This window comes from Microbulbifer mixtoriginis (SeqCode) (assembly GCF_052467945.1).
Genome location: NZ_CP174328.1, coordinates 177464 through 193925 on the forward strand (window position 1 = coordinate 177464; position 16462 = coordinate 193925).

Annotated in this window: 14 protein-coding genes; 10 read left to right on the top strand and 4 right to left on the bottom strand. The window is 52.7% G+C overall.

Annotated elements, in window-relative coordinates:
* Positions 1–73: 73 nt before the first annotated feature.
* Together ACJJIJ_RS00795 and ACJJIJ_RS00800 are read right to left on the bottom strand one after the other, a co-directional pair.
* Positions 74–646, bottom strand: a complete 573-nt coding sequence (locus ACJJIJ_RS00795; protein ID WP_444939549.1) for a tRNA-(ms[2]io[6]A)-hydroxylase — start codon at positions 644–646, stop codon at positions 74–76.
* Positions 647–722: 76 nt separating this feature from the next.
* Entirely contained in the window at positions 723–1151 is a 429-nt protein-coding gene (locus tag ACJJIJ_RS00800) for an acyl-CoA thioesterase (RefSeq protein WP_252084662.1), read from the bottom strand.
* 480 nt (positions 1152–1631) lie between these two features.
* Here ACJJIJ_RS00800 and fabV point away from each other — a divergent pair, with 480 nt between their 5' ends.
* The 9 genes from fabV to ACJJIJ_RS00845 all read left to right on the top strand — a co-directional run bounded on the left by fabV (position 1632) and on the right by ACJJIJ_RS00845 (position 10284).
* A complete protein-coding gene (fabV, locus tag ACJJIJ_RS00805; protein ID WP_252084663.1) occupies positions 1632–2810 on the top strand; it encodes an enoyl-ACP reductase FabV in 1179 nt (392 codons plus the stop codon).
* 185 nt (positions 2811–2995) lie between these two features.
* The gene (locus tag ACJJIJ_RS00810) at positions 2996–4039 is read left to right on the top strand and encodes an NADP(H)-dependent aldo-keto reductase (RefSeq protein WP_444938394.1); all 1044 of its coding nucleotides are present in this window, start codon (positions 2996–2998) and stop codon (positions 4037–4039) included.
* 73 nt (positions 4040–4112) lie between these two features.
* Positions 4113–4346 carry a DUF2789 family protein gene (locus ACJJIJ_RS00815; protein WP_252084665.1) on the top strand — a complete coding sequence of 78 codons (234 nt, stop codon included), beginning with the start codon at positions 4113–4115 and terminating at the stop codon, positions 4344–4346.
* Between the two features lie 112 nt (positions 4347–4458).
* Positions 4459–5424 (top strand): LpxL/LpxP family Kdo(2)-lipid IV(A) lauroyl/palmitoleoyl acyltransferase, encoded by a 966-nt coding sequence (gene lpxL / locus ACJJIJ_RS00820; protein ID WP_444908765.1) that lies wholly within the window; start codon positions 4459–4461, stop codon positions 5422–5424.
* A gap of 92 nt (positions 5425–5516) precedes the next feature.
* Complete coding sequence (gene dapA / locus ACJJIJ_RS00825; RefSeq protein ID WP_252084667.1) at positions 5517–6392, top strand: 4-hydroxy-tetrahydrodipicolinate synthase; 876 nt, start codon at positions 5517–5519, stop codon at positions 6390–6392.
* Between the two features lie 34 nt (positions 6393–6426).
* Entirely contained in the window at positions 6427–7620 is a 1194-nt protein-coding gene (locus tag ACJJIJ_RS00830; protein WP_252084668.1) for an NlpB/DapX family lipoprotein, read from the top strand.
* Positions 7621–7622: 2 nt separating this feature from the next.
* On the top strand, positions 7623–8396 hold the full coding sequence (locus tag ACJJIJ_RS00835; protein ID WP_444938395.1) for an MBL fold metallo-hydrolase: 774 nt from the start codon (positions 7623–7625) through the stop codon (positions 8394–8396).
* Positions 8397–8502: 106 nt separating this feature from the next.
* Positions 8503–9327, top strand: coding sequence for a sulfite exporter TauE/SafE family protein (locus ACJJIJ_RS00840; protein WP_444888076.1), 825 nt, complete (start codon positions 8503–8505; stop codon positions 9325–9327).
* 132 nt (positions 9328–9459) lie between these two features.
* Positions 9460–10284: a sulfite exporter TauE/SafE family protein gene (locus ACJJIJ_RS00845; protein WP_444938396.1), complete on the top strand. Its 825-nt coding sequence runs from the start codon at positions 9460–9462 to the stop codon at positions 10282–10284.
* A gap of 137 nt (positions 10285–10421) precedes the next feature.
* Here the strand turns inward: ACJJIJ_RS00845 and ACJJIJ_RS00850 are convergent, their stop codons facing one another.
* Positions 10422–12203 carry a peptide MFS transporter gene (locus ACJJIJ_RS00850; RefSeq protein WP_444938397.1) on the bottom strand — a complete coding sequence of 594 codons (1782 nt, stop codon included), beginning with the start codon at positions 12201–12203 and terminating at the stop codon, positions 10422–10424.
* A gap of 241 nt (positions 12204–12444) precedes the next feature.
* On the opposite strand from ACJJIJ_RS00850, the gene ACJJIJ_RS00855 reads away from it, so the two are divergent.
* Positions 12445–13578, top strand: coding sequence for a tetratricopeptide repeat protein (locus tag ACJJIJ_RS00855; RefSeq protein WP_444938398.1), 1134 nt, complete (start codon positions 12445–12447; stop codon positions 13576–13578).
* A 118-nt stretch (positions 13579–13696) separates the two neighbouring features.
* Here the strand turns inward: ACJJIJ_RS00855 and ACJJIJ_RS00860 are convergent, their stop codons facing one another.
* Complete coding sequence (locus ACJJIJ_RS00860) at positions 13697–16408, bottom strand: TonB-dependent receptor plug domain-containing protein (RefSeq protein WP_252084674.1); 2712 nt, start codon at positions 16406–16408, stop codon at positions 13697–13699.
* Positions 16409–16462 lie beyond the last annotated feature (54 nt).

The window sequence follows — 16462 nt, forward strand, 5'->3', positions numbered from 1 at the left end:
AAGGTATATCCGCGCCAGCATACACGATCGCGTACCTCCGTGGGTTGTATCGGATTACTGACTCCATCCCTGGCTAGTGCAGAGCTGCACGGTAGGGCAGTGCCGCAGTGATTCGCGCTTCCTCATCCAGTAGATGGCAAAGACGGTCTTCTACTGTATGGCTAGGAAAGTATTCCAGTGCCAACTCTAAAAAGAGTTCATGGTGGCGGGCTTCGCTCTCGGTGATTACCCGATAAAAAGTTTTCAGCGGCCCCTCTGGAAGTATTTCGGCCACCAGGCCAAAGCGCTCGCAACCGCGCGCCTCAATAATGGCTGCGGTGAGCAAGCGATCCATCAAGTATTCATCAGGGCCGCGGCGGATTAACTGGCGCAGGGCGTGGATATAGGGATCTTTCTCGTCCGCTGCTTGGTAGATACCTCGCTCGTGCATGATTTTGATGACCTGACGAAAATGGTTCATTTCCTCTAATGCCAGGTTCACCATGGCTTCCACCAACAGAGGTTTGTCCGGATAGTGGGAGAACATGGAGACGGCCATGCCAGAGGCCTTCTTTTCGGCGGCGGCGTGATCCTGTAGAAAACGATTGAAATCTTTGAGCACTACCTCTGCCCAGGCCCTCGGAGTTTTAAAGCGTAGTTGCAACATGGTGGATAACAGCAGTGACAAAATGGTCATTATACCGTCATACACAGGAATAGCTTTCTGGGGACTTAAGAGAGCTTTAACCGGCCAATCGACGCTCGCGAAGCTCCCGTTCACGCCGCGTAGCGATACGCGCCTGCTCAAGGGTCATCCCGGCCTTGGCGTGGGGAGTGGGTTTGCCGTTGGCATCCAGTGCCACGAAAACAATCTGTTCCACCTGCACAATCAGTTGTTGGGTCTGCTTGTTGCGCACTTCGCAGTGCACGGTCAGGGAGGTCTGACCAATACCAACCACTTCAAAGCCGAATTCCACGACATCGCCGCAGCAGGCTGAACTAACAAAGTCAATTTCTGACATCAGCTTGGTGACCAGCATGGGCGTGCCCATTTGACAGCCAGCAAAAATGGCGGCTTCTTCATCAATCCAGGCGAGCAGCTGACCGCCAAACAGGCGCTGTGCGGGATTCAGATCGCAGGGTTTGACGCAGTGACGGGAGTAATATTTCACGCTGACCTTCCTAACTTACTTTGGGTTTAACGCTCGACGGGTAAGTAATTGCGCAGTGACTATTCGGATTGGATGCTTCCAGTATTCAAACCGATAGCTTTCGCATATGGAGTGTTCTGCACACAGCGTGCCAAGCCTGAGAAAGTCTAGCTGAGCTTTTCAGGTGGAATGCGTGCCATAACAAGAGATTTAAGCCGTATATCCGGCATGAAATTAATCCTGATGCGCAAAAATAGTGCAAAAAGTCATTTTAGGGGTGTTTGGCCACTTTGGCCGCTATTGGGGAGGTTCTGGACAGTGAGGCTGTTTGAAGGGAAAAGGGGCTATGGGACTCCTAGGCCACAACCATTAGAATGACGTATCAGTGTGACTCAGGCGTCGATGCGCAGGGTTTGCAGCACCGTTTTCCCCGATGCGTGTTCCACGTATCTGTGATCACATAACCACGATTCCCCAAGTGCATAGGGAGAGACTGTTAGGATGATTATCCAGCCGAAAGTTCGCGGATTCATTTGTACCAATGCCCACCCGCAGGGCTGTGCTGCCAACGTGCGTGAGCAGATTGACTACATCAAGTCGCAGCCAGCGATCGAAAATGGTCCAAAGCGTGTCCTGGTCGTGGGTGCTTCCACCGGTTACGGATTGGCCTCGCGGATAACTGCCGCCTTTGGCAGTGGCGCCGATACTCTGGGGGTGTTTTTCGAGAAACCGCCCACGGAGAAGCGCACAGCCTCTGCTGGTTACTATAACTCCGCAGCTTTTGAGGCCGAGGCGCATAAGGCCGGCCTTTATGCTAAGAGTATCAATGGCGATGCCTTTTCCGACACGGTAAAAGCCCAGGCTGTTGAAATGATTAAAGAGGACTTAGGGCAAGTAGACCTTGTGGTCTACAGTCTCGCCTCGCCCCGCCGTACAGATCCCAAGACCGGTGAACTCTACAGCTCCGTATTAAAGCCCATCGGTGAATCCTATACCGCCAAAAACCTGAATACTGACAAACTGGAAATTTCTGATATCACTGTCGACCCCGCCAGCGAGGAAGAGATTGCCAACACCGTGAAGGTGATGGGCGGTGAAGACTGGGAGCTATGGATGCAGGCCCTGGGCGAAGCTGGGGTTCTGGCCGATAACTGCAAGACAGTGGCTTACACCTATATCGGTGAAAAGCTCACCTGGCCGATTTATGGCCACGCCACCATCGGCAAGGCCAAGGAAGACCTGGATCGCGCCGCCAAGGCGATTACCGAGAGCGGTAAGGCAAACGCTAATGTTGCGGTGCTCAAGGCTCTGGTTACCCAGTCCAGCTCCGCGATCCCGGTAATGCCGCTCTATATCTCCCTGGTCTACAAGGTGATGAAAGAAGAGGGTACTCACGAGGGTTGTATTGAGCAGTTGTATCGTCTTTACACCGAAGGGCTCTATACCGATACGCCGCGCCTCGATGAAGAGAACCGCCTACGTATGGACGATAAAGAGCTGCGCCCAGAGACCCAGGCTAAGATTGAAAACCTGTGGCCTCAGGTAACGGCGGAAAATTTGTTTGAGTTGACTGATTACAGCGGCTATCAGGCGGATTTTCTCAAGCTGTTTGGTTTTGGCACTGAGAGTGTTGACTATGAGGCGGATACCAGCCCATTGGTAGAGGCGGAGTTCCGTTGATTTTTGCGGGGCTCAAGTTAGAGCCCCTATCCACGGGGAGTTGTGTCGCTACTCCCTTTTATTTTGCCTCACCGTTAAGGTTTGCATGGCATTTTCTCTTATTCCCTAATTACTTCTTCACCTCCCTGTTTTCTACCTGCGGCGAGGGGGCATAATTCCCTTTTTGTTTTTGCGGGGAGGACTTCATGGAATACCGCCAGCTCGGTACCAGCAATCTCAATGTGAGCCAGATCTGCCTGGGCACCATGACTTTTGGCGAGCAAAATAGCGCCGATGATGCCGCCGAACAGCTGAATTATGCCCTCGAGCAAGGGGTGAATTTTATTGATTGCGCCGAAATGTACCCGGTGCCACCTCGGCCAGAGACCCAGGGGCGGACGGAAGAGTTTATCGGCAGGTGGCTCTCGGCCCGCGGTGGGCGCGACAAGGTGATTATCGCCACCAAGGTAGCCGGGCGTGGGGAGGCAAACTCCGGCGTTGGGCATCTGCGCTCGGGCCCGCGGCTGAACCGTGCGCAGATACTGGAGGCCTGTGACCAATCCCTCAAACGGCTAGCTACCGATTATATCGACCTATACCAGGTGCATTGGCCCGAGCGCCTGACCAATTTTTTCGGCCGTCTCGGCTATCAGCATGGAGGGGATGATGGCATCGCTATTGCCGAGACTCTCGATGCCTTGGAGGAGCTGGTCAAGGTGGGTAAGGTGCGCCACATTGGCATTTCCAATGAGACCCCTTGGGGGATGCATGAGTATCTTAAGGAGTCTGTGATTTTAGGTAAGCCGCGCATCGCCTCGATCCAAAATCCCTACAACTTATTGAATCGCACTTTTGAGATTGGTTGTGCCGAGATATCCCTGCGCGAGCGATGTGGATTATTGGCTTACTCGCCACTGGCCTTTGGGGTCCTCTCCGGGAAGTATCTGGGAGGGGAAAAGCCCGTCGGCGCACGCTTGACACTATATGATCGTTTCCAGCGCTATACGGGGGGGCGCACTGGTGCAGCTACCGAGGCCTATGTGAAATTGGCGCGTCAATTTGATCTAAACCCTGCGCAGATGGCCCTGGCCTTCGTCAATCAGCAGCCGTTTGTGACCTCTAATATTATCGGCGCCACAACCATGGAGCAGTTGCGTCAAAATATTGCCAGCCTTGATTTAAAGCTCGATGAGGAAGTGCTGGCCGCAATTGAGGCAATCCACAGCGAAAACCCTAACCCGGCACCTTAGTGCGCGGGTGGAGATATCTATAATTGGGAGAGAAAATTGCGTAACCGGTAAGGGAAAACTTTAGGGAGCTTTTATGGAGACCACCGGGCATCACACTCTCAATGATTTGTTCGCCCAGCTCGGGCTGGCTTCAGAGGATGCGGAAATTCACGAGTTTCTGATCACTCATTACCTGCATCGGCATGAGAAACTGTCCGCAGCATCTTTCTGGACCGAGGGGCAGCGACAATTTCTCGAGAGTGCCATAGAAGAAGATTCTGACTGGTGCGTCGCAGTCGATGAGCTGGACTCACTGCTGCGTCATTAATCCGCCGTGTCACTGGCCAGTTGTCCACCCCTGCGCCGTATCCCATAGGTTATACTACGCCGAATTCAACCGATTAAGCCGGGGGAACTCCCCGGCCGCGTAGCGATACCCGATGGAAAAACCTCGTTTTCGAGCGGCCCTGCTGCACCCCCGATACTGGCCGACCTGGTTGTTGTTCGGTCTCTGGTTCCTGGTGGCTCAACTGCCCTATCGTTGGCAGCTGGCAATGGGACGCAGTTTTGGCCGAGCAATGCTCAGAATGGCCAAGAGCCGCCGTACCATAGCCGAGCGCAACCTGGCCCTGTGTTTTCCCGAGCTTGGTGATACCGAGCGGGCAAACTTACTTATCCGCAATTTTGAATCCAGTGGCATCGCGTTAATGGAAACCGGTATGGCCTGGTTTCGCTCAGCGCGCTGGTTGCGAAAGCGATGTACTTTCGAGGGCCTTGAGCAGTTACAGGAAATTCAGTCTCAGGGGCAGGGTGTGTTGTTGATGGCCATGCACTTCACCACTCTGGAGATGGGGGCGGCCCTGATGGGTATGAGTATTACCCTGGATGGCATGTACCGGCCCCATAAAAATCCGGTTTACGACTATATGCAACGCAAAGGACGCGAGCGCCATACAGGCGGTGGCAGCGTTTATCAGCGTAAGGATGTGCGTGGAGTATTGCGCGCCCTGCAACATGGTCGGGCGGTCTGGTATGCTCCGGATCAGGATTATGGGATTAAGCAGGGTGTTTTTGCGCCTTTGTTTGGTGTGCCTGCAGCGACCGTCACAGGGACTTCGCGATTTGCCCGTGTGGGGCGTGCTAGGGTTGTGCCTTACGTGCTTACCCGCCTGGATGACAATTCCGGTTATCGCCTCAAAGTGTACGATCCCATCGATGAAATTCCTTCCGGTGATGAACTACAGGACGCGATTCTGGTCAACCGCTTCATCGAAGCGCGTATCCGCGAGGCGCCCGAGCAGTATATGTGGGTTCACCGCCGCTTTAAGACCCGTCCAGAGGGCGCAACCAATGTCTATGAAGGTGTGCGCAAGAAGAAAAAGAAGCGCAGGAAGGTAGCGAGCTAGTGGCACTGGCATAGATTCTGCGCCCTAAGTAACATACCAGTTCGACTTTGGCGGTGCTATTCCAGGCCGAGCGCAATAAATAAGGAGAGAGGATGTTTACCGGCAGTATGGTGGCCCTGGTCACCCCAATGTTTGCAGACGGAAGCTTGGACTGGGACAGTTTACGTAACCTAGTTGACTGGCATATTGAACAGGGTACACGTGCACTGGTGGCCGTGGGTACCACAGGAGAGTCCGCAACCCTCGACGTTAATGAGCATGTTGAGATTATCCGTCGGGTTGTGGATCAGGTCGCGGGGCGTATTCCGGTAATTGCCGGTACTGGCGCCAACTCTACCGCAGAGGCGATCGATCTAACTGAAGGTGCCGCCCGCTGTGGTGCCGATGCCTGTCTGTTGGTGACGCCCTATTACAACAAGCCGAGCCAAGAAGGTTTATATCAACATCACCGCGCTATCGCCAAGGCTGTGCCGATTCCTCAGATTCTATACAACGTGCCTGGTCGCACTGCCGTCGATATGTTGCCAGAGACAGTTCAGCGCCTGGCATCAATTGGTAATATCGTTGGGATTAAAGAGGCCACCGGTGACCTGGAGCGCGCTAAAGTTTTATTGGATACCTTGCCAGAGGGCTTTGCACTCTACTCCGGTGATGATAGTACTGCCATGGAACTGATGTTGATGGGCGGCCAAGGTAATATCAGTGTCACTGCCAATGTGGCCCCAGCGGCAGTGGCTCAGATGTGTGAGGCCGCACTGGCTGGAGACGCCGTGACTGCACGGGCAATAGACCAGCGTATTCAAATATTGCACAAAGTTTTGTTTTTGGAGTCCAACCCGATACCGGTGAAGTGGGCTTTGCGGGAGATGGGCCGTATTGATGGTGGCATCCGCCTGCCGCTGACCAGTCTGTCGCCCGAGCATCATGCTACAGTGCGCGAGGCTCTGCGCAGTGCCGGCGTACTATAAACCTGCGAATCGTGAATTAACCAGGAAAGCTTTAATGAACAAATTGACCGTTGGAGTCGCGCTTTGTATTTCTAGTCTCAGCCTGGCGGGTTGTGGTGTGTTCGGCAACGATGGCTATTTTCGCGATCGCAGTAACGATTACCAGCAGGCGGACAGCCTGGCGCCGCTGCAGATTCCAGAGGGTATCAACGCCAAACACCAGGAAGAACTCTACGAGATTCCACAGATCGCCGGAAATGGCTTAGAGGATGGGGACTTTGAAGTGCCGCGTCCACAGGCACTATCGGTCAATGCGGGGCTGGAGCGGGTAAAAATTCAGAAGCTGGGCAACAGCCGCTGGGTATTGATTTCCCAACCCCCCGAAGAGGTTTGGCCCCAGCTGCACTATTTCCTGCGCACTTCCGGGCTGACCGTGGAGATGTCTGACGCCAGTGCCGGTATTATGGAAACCGCCTGGATGACATTTAACGAGAGCCCCGATACCAAGGATAAATATCGTCTGCAGATAGAGACTGGTGTTCAGCCGGACACCACGGAGGTCCACGTGCGCCACCTATCTGTTGCGGTGGATGCTCCTGTGGGGGGAACGGTCAACTGGCCGCAACTCTCAAGCAGCCCGGAGCGCGAGGGTTGGATGATCGATGAGATGTCCACTGCCCTGGCCACAGATGCCTCCGGTGCTTCGGCCTCTCTGGTGGCCCAGGCCATAGGTGGTAGCTCTGTAAAGGTGCAGCTGCGTGAACCCGTAGGTCACGAACCCTATATTTCTATGGGGCTCGAGATGGAACGTGCTTGGGCTACCGTTGCCCACGCTGTGAATGCCGGCGCTTATCGCTTGCATCGCGAGGATTCCGATATCGGTCTTTTCTACGTTACCTACGATGAAGAGCGCGAGTTGGCGGAGAGTGAAGAGGATGATGGTGGTTGGTTCTCCTGGGGTAAGAAGTCCAAGCAGGACGATGAGCTGGCCGAAAATGCCGACCAGATAACCCTGCAGCAGATCCTTGCCGGTATCGATACCTCTGAGGGTAGTGAGCCTGCGCTGTTCAAGGAAATCAAAGGCTTGGGTGTCGGCTCAATTCCTGAGGGCGGCTTCCCCGGCTACTTAATTGTGATTCGGGGTGGTGACGATGAGATCGAAGTGCGTATCCGCGATACCCGTGGTCAGCCTCTCTCGCGCAACAAGGCCTCCCAGCTACTGCTCTCTATTCAGCAGAACCTGATTTAATAATGGGTCTGCGCTTCGCCTCACTGGGAAGCGGCAGTAAAGGAAATGGTACATTGGTCGCCAGTGGCGACCAATGTCTGTTAGTGGACTGCGGCTTTACCATCAAGGAAACCGAGCGACGTATGTCTCGGCTCGGTATGTCTCCGGTTGACCTCGCTGCGATACTGGTAACCCACGAGCACAGCGACCATCTCTCCGGTGTCGCTCCGCTTGCGCGCAAGTATGGCCTGCCGATTTACCTGACTCCAGGGACTCTTCGCGCCCGTGATATCGGCAAGTTACCACAGGTGCACTTGATCGAAGGGCATCAGCCTTTCTTGATTGGGGATATTCAGGTGACACCTGTCGCCGTGCCGCACGATGCCAGAGAAGCTGCACAGTATGTATTCCGCAGCCGAGGGAGTAGTTTGGGCTTATTGACCGACCTGGGCACAGTAACGCCCCATGTGGAATCCCATTTTGCAGGTTGCGATGCACTGGTTCTGGAAGCCAACCACGATCCACAGATGCTGGCCCAGGGACCCTATCCTCCCTCTCTGAAACGGCGTGTAGGTGGTGCCTATGGGCACCTGAGTAACCAGCAGGCTGCGGGATTTTTACAGCGTGTGGGTTATGAACAGCTGCAGCATCTGGTGGTCGCCCATATCAGCGAAAAAAACAATACTCTCGAACTTGCTCGTTCAGCTCTGGCAGAAATGGTGGAGAGTGTCGAGAACTGCATTTTCGCCTGTCAGCAGGAAGGGTTTGACTGGCTCACCGTTGAAGCCCGTGAGTAATCGGCACTCGGGTGCCACCTAAATTTCCTCTCAAAAAATAGTGATAACTCACAGGCCCAAGGGCGCTGCGGTCAGTGCTAGCGGTTGTTTAAAGGATAGTGACTGGATGGAAACCTTACTTATTTACTTGTTAGTGGGGGCTGCGGCAGGGACTATTGCCGGCCTCTTTGGGGTGGGCGGTGGTTTAATTATCGTGCCGGCCCTAGTGCTGGTTTTTACTGCCATGGGTATCTCCCCGGACATCCTTACTCATATGGCGGTGGGGACATCTCTCGCAACCATCATCATTACTTCTATCAGCTCAGTGCGCGCACATAATAAAAAAGGTGCGGTGGACTGGCGCTTGTTTGGAATGATGACTCCGGGGATTCTTATTGGCTCCTGGCTTGGCGGAATGACAGCAGATTGGTTGTCTGGGGCCTGGTTACAGCTGTTAATTGGCGTCTTTGCTATCGTTATCGCCATTCGCATGTGGCTGAGTGGCTTGCGGCACAGTGGGGCGGAGGAGGGTGCCGGTATTTTACCGGCAGCCCCCATATTAGCTGGCGCAGGTGCAGTGATTGGTTGGGTTTCGGCAATCTTTGGCATTGGTGGTGGTTCGCTCACCGTGCCATTTCTGTCCCGTTGCAAGGTGCGGATGCAGAGAGCCGTTGCTACATCCGCAGCTTGCGGTTTGCCCATTGCCATTGCGGGAGCTCTCAGCTTTGCGGTGCAGGGTTGGGGGAACACTCTACTGCCAGACTGGAGCAGTGGATTTATCTACTGGCCTGCCTTTTTGGGGATTGTTGCGACCAGTACGATCTTTGCTCGCTTCGGCGCTAATCTGGCCCACCGCCTACCGGCAAAGTGGTTGAAGCATGGATTTGCAGTGTTGCTTTGCGTTATTGGTGGACGTTTCATTTGGCTGAATAGTGGCTTACTGGCTCTGTGAAGTAAGGTTGCTCAGGTCATATTGATCTGAGCTTTTGGCAAAGCGCAGTTATGGGGTGGGTGCTTTGTACTCTCCCTGTTGCCCGTAACCCATCCTAGTCACACAGGGTGACTAAACTGAAGCAACATGGAAATGTTGCTTGTTTATTTATTACTCGGTGCTGTTGCAGGTACCGCGGCAGGCCTCTTGGGGATTGGTGGGGGGCTGATCATTGTTCCTGCTCTGGTGCTGATCTTTTCCGCGACGGGTATTTCTCCCGAAGTGCTGACCCATATGGCTGTGGGTACTTCTCTAGCAACCATTGTTATTACTTCAATAAGCTCGGTATGGGCTCACAATGCTAAGGGCGCTGTCGACTGGCATCTATTTTGGGTTATGACCCCTGGGATACTTGTGGGATCTTGGTTGGGCGGCGTAACTGCGGACCTATTGCCTGGAGCCTGGCTACAACTCCTGATTGGTGTCTTCGCCATAATTATGGCTGTGCGTATGGGCGTGAGTGGCTTGCGTACAGCTTCCCAGAAGGAGAGTGATGACCGCTTACCTGGCTCACTCCCGCTGATTTGTTCGGGGGGGGGAATTGGTTGGCTCGCGGCCATTTTTGGTATTGGCGGGGGGGCGCTGATTGTCCCCTATCTGTCGCACTTTGCTGTCAAAATGCAGCGGGCAGTGGGTACCTCAGCGGCTTTTGGTTTGCCTATTGCCATCTCTGGCTCGCTGAGCTTTGTTGTTCAGGGGTGGGGTAATAAGTTATTGCCGGACTGGAGCAGTGGTTACATCTATTGGCCGGCTTTTTTAGGGATTGTTCTTACCAGCGTGCTCTTTGCCAAGCTTGGGGCTAACCTGGCGCATAAGATATCTGCCAAGCGATTGAAACTTTGCTTTGCCTTATTGCTCTGCATTATCGGTATTCGATTTATTTGGCAGAACTTCAATTTATTAATTGGGCTGAGCTAAAGCTACTGACTGCGTATTGATTGCCTGGCTCGGCGCCAATTAGGTTCGCCAAGCTTTATTTATCCCAGAGAGGTGGGAGGCCAAAAATAAAAAGGCCGCTGTAAAACAGCGGCCTTTTGGTGCTATGGTGGTTCTTCTTAGCGGATACCACACATGCCTTTTTTCAGCAGCGGTGAGATAACAATCATCAATGCACCGACACCCAGGCCCCACCACATCAGATACTCATACAGGTTGGTATAAGTCGCCAGAGTGGAGGCGAGATCAGTTGCTCCATCCTGGGGAACAGCTGCCATCTTACCGATACGGGTTGCAACGGTTTCTGACAGGGCTGTTGCCAGGAACCAAGTGCCCATACTCACACTGACCACTTTGCCAATGGACAGCTTGGTCACGGCGGACAGACCAACAGGGGAGAGGCACAGCTCACCAGAGGTGTGCAACAGGTAGGCGAGCACCAGCCAGATCATTGCTACTTTACCGGCCTCTGTGGGGTATGCAGCACCTAGCACCAAGGCGCCGAAGCCCAAGCCAGCTTGGATAATGCCCAAACCGAATTTCACCGGTGTACTTGGTTCCCATCCGCGCTTGCCCAGCCAAACCCACAGGGTTGCGAAGGGAATGGCCAGCAGCATGATAAAGCCTGCGTTGAGTGAGCCAAACATGGAGGCGCGTACTTCACCGTCGCCGATGGAGCGGTCCAGTACACGGTCTGCATACAGGGTCATAGAACCTGCGGACTGTTCGAACAATGCCCAGAAGACGATAGTAGAAGTAATAAGGACCATCAGTACAACGGTGCGTGAGAACTCCTCACTATAGTGGCGGACAAAGCCGTAACCAATAAAGGCTACCAGAGCCAGCAACATGCCGCCCAACCACAGGTCGTCGCCATTGAAGGCCCAAATCAGGCCAAGGCCGGCAGAGAGAGCTGCCATACCAATGGCGACAACATCTTTACTCTTATTGTCTTTGTACAGCATGGAGAACAGGATTAGGCCGACGATTGCGACGATCAAGAGGCTGTTCTGAGCCAGGTGCACCATGGGCTCACTCTGTACCAGGTACCAAACCAAACCAAGAGACAGGATGGCGCCGAGGTAAACAGCCCACTCTTTATTGATCGGACCAAGCGCCTTTTCTTTCAGTACTTCCGGACGGCTCGGTTCTGCCAGGCCGTCAAGGTATTTTTGGCCCCAAACAAAGGTGATCAGGCCGAAGACCATACCGATACCGGCAAGACCAAATCCATAGCCCCAACCGTAAGTTTCTCCCAGCCAACCGCACAGCAGGGTAGCAATAAAGGAACCTACGTTGATGCCCATATAAAAGATGGTAAAGCCGGCATCGCGGCGGGAATCATTTTTCGGATAGAGTTGGCCGACAATGGTGGAAATATTTGGCTTCAAGAAGCCGACTCCCACGGTGATCAGTGCCAGGGCCATAAAGAAGACTTTGAGGGCCACCACATCCTGAATAATTACGTTTTCAGTCAGGGTGGTCCCTGCCGCAATCACGCTGCCATCATTCAAAGTAATGGCTTCTGAAAGAACTGTACCTGCCGCATAGGAGATAGCCTGATGGCCTTCCACAGCCATTAACAAGTGGCCTAGACACAGCAGCACACCGCCAAATAGTACGGCCTTACGCATACCCAGGTAGCGGTCGGCCAGCAGACCACCGATCAGGGGCAGGGCGTATACCAGGCCGGCATAGGCGCCGAGTACGTCGTAACCCGCGCTATCGGTAAAAAGGTGATACTTGGTGAGGTAGAGTAGGAGTAAGTACTTCATCCCATAGAAGGAGAATCGCTCCCAAAGCTCTGTAGCAAAACAGATATAGAGCCCTTTCGGGTGGCCGAGCAATTCGCCCGAGCTCTGAGAGGCCGCCGTTGTGACGTCCGCGACATTAGAAGACATAGAAGTTCCTCTGTCTGTAATAGTTATTGGGGAACCTCCGCTAGCCACTCTCCCGGAATAAGGGGCGGGATTGATTGGGCTGCTTCCAGAGCTTCCAGTACAGCCGACAGAGTTTACCAGCTGTCTAAATTACAGGCGAACCGTTGTGGAACAATTTAGAGAAATGGTAATCAGGTGCTTCCATCGCAGCGTGATAAGTGGTAAATCCTGCGTAACATGGAATTTTAAGGGGAAAATAACAATGAAAACCCTATTGCTACTAAGTCTGCTCCTGTTCTTGAGTGCATGTGCGAGGCTACCGTCTGGTCATATTCAGCCAATTGACTTGGAAAATGCCTTGAGCGGTGAGGCTTTGCTGGGCAGAGCGGTCTCCATGGAGGAGTTGCCGCAAGAAGATCTTCTGGGGTTAGACTCAGATATACGCGCTTATTTGAAAGAGTTAGCTCCAAATGCCAGCCCGCAAAGTCGTTTGGCAGCCCTGATACGGGCCTTTGAGCTGCGCGACTTCACTGTGGAGTATGATGAAAGCGCTACCTTAACAGCCATGGAAACCTATCGGCTGGCACGGGGTAACTGCTTAGCCTTCACTCTGATGATGGTGGCGATGGCCAGGGAATTAGGGGCTGAGGCTTCCTTCAATCAGGTAGAAGTGCCTCCCGTCTGGAGCCACGATGAGGCTGAGACCTTCGTCGTTTACAGACATGTGAATATGGTATCGGAAAGCTCCCGCGGTCGTCGTGTAGTCGATTTCAACCTTGCCGTTTATGACCCTGCTTACGATCAGCACATCCTGGATGATACGACGGCTTTTGCTCTCTTCTACAGTAATCGCGGAGTTGAGTTGATGCGTGAAGGGGAGAGAGAGCAAGCCTTTTTATATCTGCGCAAGGCTCTGGAGCTGCGTCCACAAAGGAGTGATTTATGGGCCAACTTGGGAGCCTTGTACAGCCACTTCGGTTTTCTAACCGAGGCGCAGCAAAGTTACCAGCAAGCCTTACATTTAAAAAGCAGCAACCTCGTTGCAATCAGCAATCTGGAGCGTCTCTACCGATACAACGGCCAGCAAGCACTTGCCGATGAATACGCCAAGCGTGCCCGCTACCACCGGGGACGTAATCCCTATTATCTCTTCTACCAGGCACGGGAGGCCTATGAGCAGGGGGACTTCAAGCGGGCCGAACGCCGCTTGCGCAGAGCTGTATCGCATTATGAGGGTGATCATCGCTTCCACTTTCTGCTCGGGTTGGCCAGATATCAGCTTGGGGAAATGGCGGCATCAAGGGAGAGCTTTGAAGAGGCCTTCTCGTTGGTGACTAGTCCCTCAACAGTCAACGCCTATCAGCGAAAATTGCATCTGATAATGCAGAGTGAGTGAGGGTTTTTGTTACTTGTAATTAAGTGTTAAGTACAAGGGCGTACTAAAATTCAATGCTAAATAAAGAAAGGGGCCAGATTGGCCCCTTTCTTATTTATTGACTTGCGAGATTCGCTAATTAGAACTGGTAAGTAACACCAGCCCAGGCATAGCGGCCCTGATAGTCGTAAGTGGCGTTCCAGTTGCTACCAGAAGTAGTGGCTGGCTCACGGTCAGTTACGTTATCAATACCGGCAGTCAAACGCATAGCCTCGTTCACATCCCAGCCGGCCTTCAGGTTCAGGTAGGTGTGAGAAGGCATGTCCAGATAAGGGCTGTGGCCGTCGCCAATATACTGAACGTCAGCACCGAAGTCCCAGTTATCGGCATACCAGGTTGCACTGGCAAGGCCACGCCACTTGGTGTATGCATCACCAGTTGTACCAATGTAATCTACGTTATCTGTAGTTTGTTTGGTTTGGGAGTCGTATACATCGTACTCAAGCAAGTGTGTTGCTTGAGCACGCAAAGCCAGCTTGCCAGTATCGTAGTGGAAGTTCTGGACGATATCGATATCTATACCACTGGTATTGATTTCGCCAATATTCTGCAGAGAGCCTTCCAGGTGGACAATTTGACCGGTGCTATCACGTCGTACCAGATCTTCGCTACATGCAGCGGCTATTCCTGAGCGATAGCAGTCATCAAGCAGCTGTTGGAGATCTGTAGAGGTGATTGCATCTTTGATCTCTACATTGAAGTAGTCCAAAGTAATGGACAAATCTTCAGTAAAGGCCGGAGTCCAGACAACACCTGCGGTAAAGCTGGTAGATTCTTCCGGCTGTAGGTCCTGATTTCCGCCGATATTGGTAGCGATCTGGTTACCTGCCTGTAGGAAGCTGGAACTGAGATCGCCGCAGTGGTCTCCTTGTCCCTTAGTGTTGCTTTTACTGGTGTCACAGGGGTCAATTAGAGTTTCGTAGCTTTGTGCGGTGCCGCTATAAAGTTCATAAATGCCCGGTGCACGGAAGGCCGTGGACAAGCTGGAACGGAAGCGCAGATTTTCAGTTGGTGCATAAACTGCGCCTAACTTGTAGGTTGCTTGACCACCAAAAGTATCGTAGTCAGAGTAACGCACAGCTGCATCAACAGATAATTCGTCTGCGTACTTAGCACCAGATAAGATCGGCAGGTTGAACTCAGCAAATACCTCGGTAACTGCAAAGTCGCCAGAAGTAGCATCCTGCTGATTGCTGTAGGTCGCGCCACTTTGGGTTTCAGCACTTGGATTGAACTCACCAGATTCTTTACGGTATTCAATGCCACTAGCAAAACCTAAAGCACCACCTTGAAATTGAATTGCTTCAATATCACCAGTTAAGCTGGCGCCAAAATTGAGCATTTCATATTCATTATCTTCACGGTCGGTGTAGCTGATGTAATCGATGACTTCATCACTCATTCCACCGAGGAGCTGAATATTTTCTTCAGCAATACCGCTCGTGCCATCAAGGATCTGCTGCATCAGCGTTTTATTGATGGAGTTACCAACAGTATTCTCCCCTTCGTTCTTGCCGTAGCTCACGAAAGTATCCCACCCCCAGCCATTAGCTAGGTCGCCGCGAAGGCCGCCAAGAATACGATAGGTTTCTGTCTGCTGTTCAGAGTCTCGGGTGCCACCTGCAACCGGACGCAAGCGAACATCGGTTAGTCCTGCTTGCCAAGAGTCACCATGAGATGCCTCCGGTTCACTAGGCTCCAGATCTTTCGGGCTGCCCTGAGACTTCCACTCAGCAAGCGCGGCGTTATAGGCGGCCAATTCAATTTGATAGGCGTCCTCAGCTTCCTGCCAAGCATCAGCAAGTTGGGCCTGAACTTCGGCAGGTAAGTTATCAGAAGTTATTTTTAGCCCATTGCTATTGTACATGGGCTGGGCTGCCAGCTGCTGATTGGTAGTCTTGCTGGTATAGGAACCCTCACCATAAAATTCAATTGCATCTGTAATGGAGAAGGTACCGCTGCCAGTAAAACTGGTGCGTTCCATGGCTCCGGATAGCCACATGTACTGGCCGATATCATAGTAGGAGAAGGCCCCTAATGTCTTCCCATCACTATCTACACCAAATTTACCATAGTCGGTATAGATGTTGCCGGTTGGTGACATGGAGCTTTCTAATCCAGCCCAGTCACGGTCTTTAAATGTGATTTCATCGCGTTTGCTATGGGTAATGTTACCGATAAATTGCCCGCGATCGAATTCTTTACCGAAGGTAATAGACAGCTCACCATTCTCACCGCCGCCGGCTTCAGTGGCACCTGCACGGGCGTTAATGCGAACACCGTCGAAAGAATCTTTTAGAACAACGTTGATTACACCGGCAACCGCATCAGAGCCGTATACAGCGGAGGCTCCGTCGGTAAGAACTTCGATGCGGTCGATCATATCAACCGGGATATTGTTCATATCTACGGCAGAAGCGACACCAGAGCTAGAAGATACGAAACGGCGACCATTAACCAGCACTAGGGTACGGGCAGAACCCAGGTTACGCAGGTCCACAAATGACAGACCAGCACCACCGTTGTTGTCGTTGGCATTGATACCTGTTGTTCCCATGGATGGCAGCTGGTTGAGCAGCTCATCAATGGTGCCTACACCAGAGCGCTGGATAGCTTCAGAGTCAACCAGGGTAATGGGGCCGGTAGTGGATAGTGGGTCACGAGCAATGCGGGAACCAGTAACAACTACTTCCTCAACCTCTGGTCCGGGAATAGATTCCTGGGCGAAAACGCCAGAGCTGGCGATGGTGCCCAGTGCTGCAATGGCAACGCTCAGTTTGGTCTTGATCATAGTGGAACCTTTTTATACTTAAGGTGCTTTTATGGCTATAAGTTTTAATTAAGA

Bases quoted from the DNA above. Each gene is read 5' to 3' on its own strand.
- ACJJIJ_RS00810 (WP_444938394.1), top strand. From the start codon at position 2,996: ATGGAATACCGCCAGCTCGGTACCAGCAATCTCAATGTGAGCCAGATC.
- ACJJIJ_RS00840 (WP_444888076.1), top strand. From the start codon at position 8,503: ATGGAAACCTTACTTATTTACTTGTTAGTGGGGGCTGCGGCAGGGACT.
- ACJJIJ_RS00860 (WP_252084674.1), bottom strand. From the start codon at position 16,408: ATGATCAAGACCAAACTGAGCGTTGCCATTGCAGCACTGGGCACCATC.
- ACJJIJ_RS00850 (WP_444938397.1), bottom strand. From the start codon at position 12,203: ATGTCTTCTAATGTCGCGGACGTCACAACGGCGGCCTCTCAGAGCTCG.
- ACJJIJ_RS00845 (WP_444938396.1), top strand. From the start codon at position 9,460: ATGTTGCTTGTTTATTTATTACTCGGTGCTGTTGCAGGTACCGCGGCA.
- fabV (WP_252084663.1), top strand. From the start codon at position 1,632: ATGATTATCCAGCCGAAAGTTCGCGGATTCATTTGTACCAATGCCCAC.
- ACJJIJ_RS00830 (WP_252084668.1), top strand. From the start codon at position 6,427: ATGAACAAATTGACCGTTGGAGTCGCGCTTTGTATTTCTAGTCTCAGC.
- ACJJIJ_RS00855 (WP_444938398.1), top strand. From the start codon at position 12,445: ATGAAAACCCTATTGCTACTAAGTCTGCTCCTGTTCTTGAGTGCATGT.
- dapA (WP_252084667.1), top strand. From the start codon at position 5,517: ATGTTTACCGGCAGTATGGTGGCCCTGGTCACCCCAATGTTTGCAGAC.
- ACJJIJ_RS00835 (WP_444938395.1), top strand. From the start codon at position 7,623: ATGGGTCTGCGCTTCGCCTCACTGGGAAGCGGCAGTAAAGGAAATGGT.
- ACJJIJ_RS00795 (WP_444939549.1), bottom strand. From the start codon at position 646: ATGTTGCAACTACGCTTTAAAACTCCGAGGGCCTGGGCAGAGGTAGTG.
- lpxL (WP_444908765.1), top strand. From the start codon at position 4,459: ATGGAAAAACCTCGTTTTCGAGCGGCCCTGCTGCACCCCCGATACTGG.
- ACJJIJ_RS00815 (WP_252084665.1), top strand. From the start codon at position 4,113: ATGGAGACCACCGGGCATCACACTCTCAATGATTTGTTCGCCCAGCTC.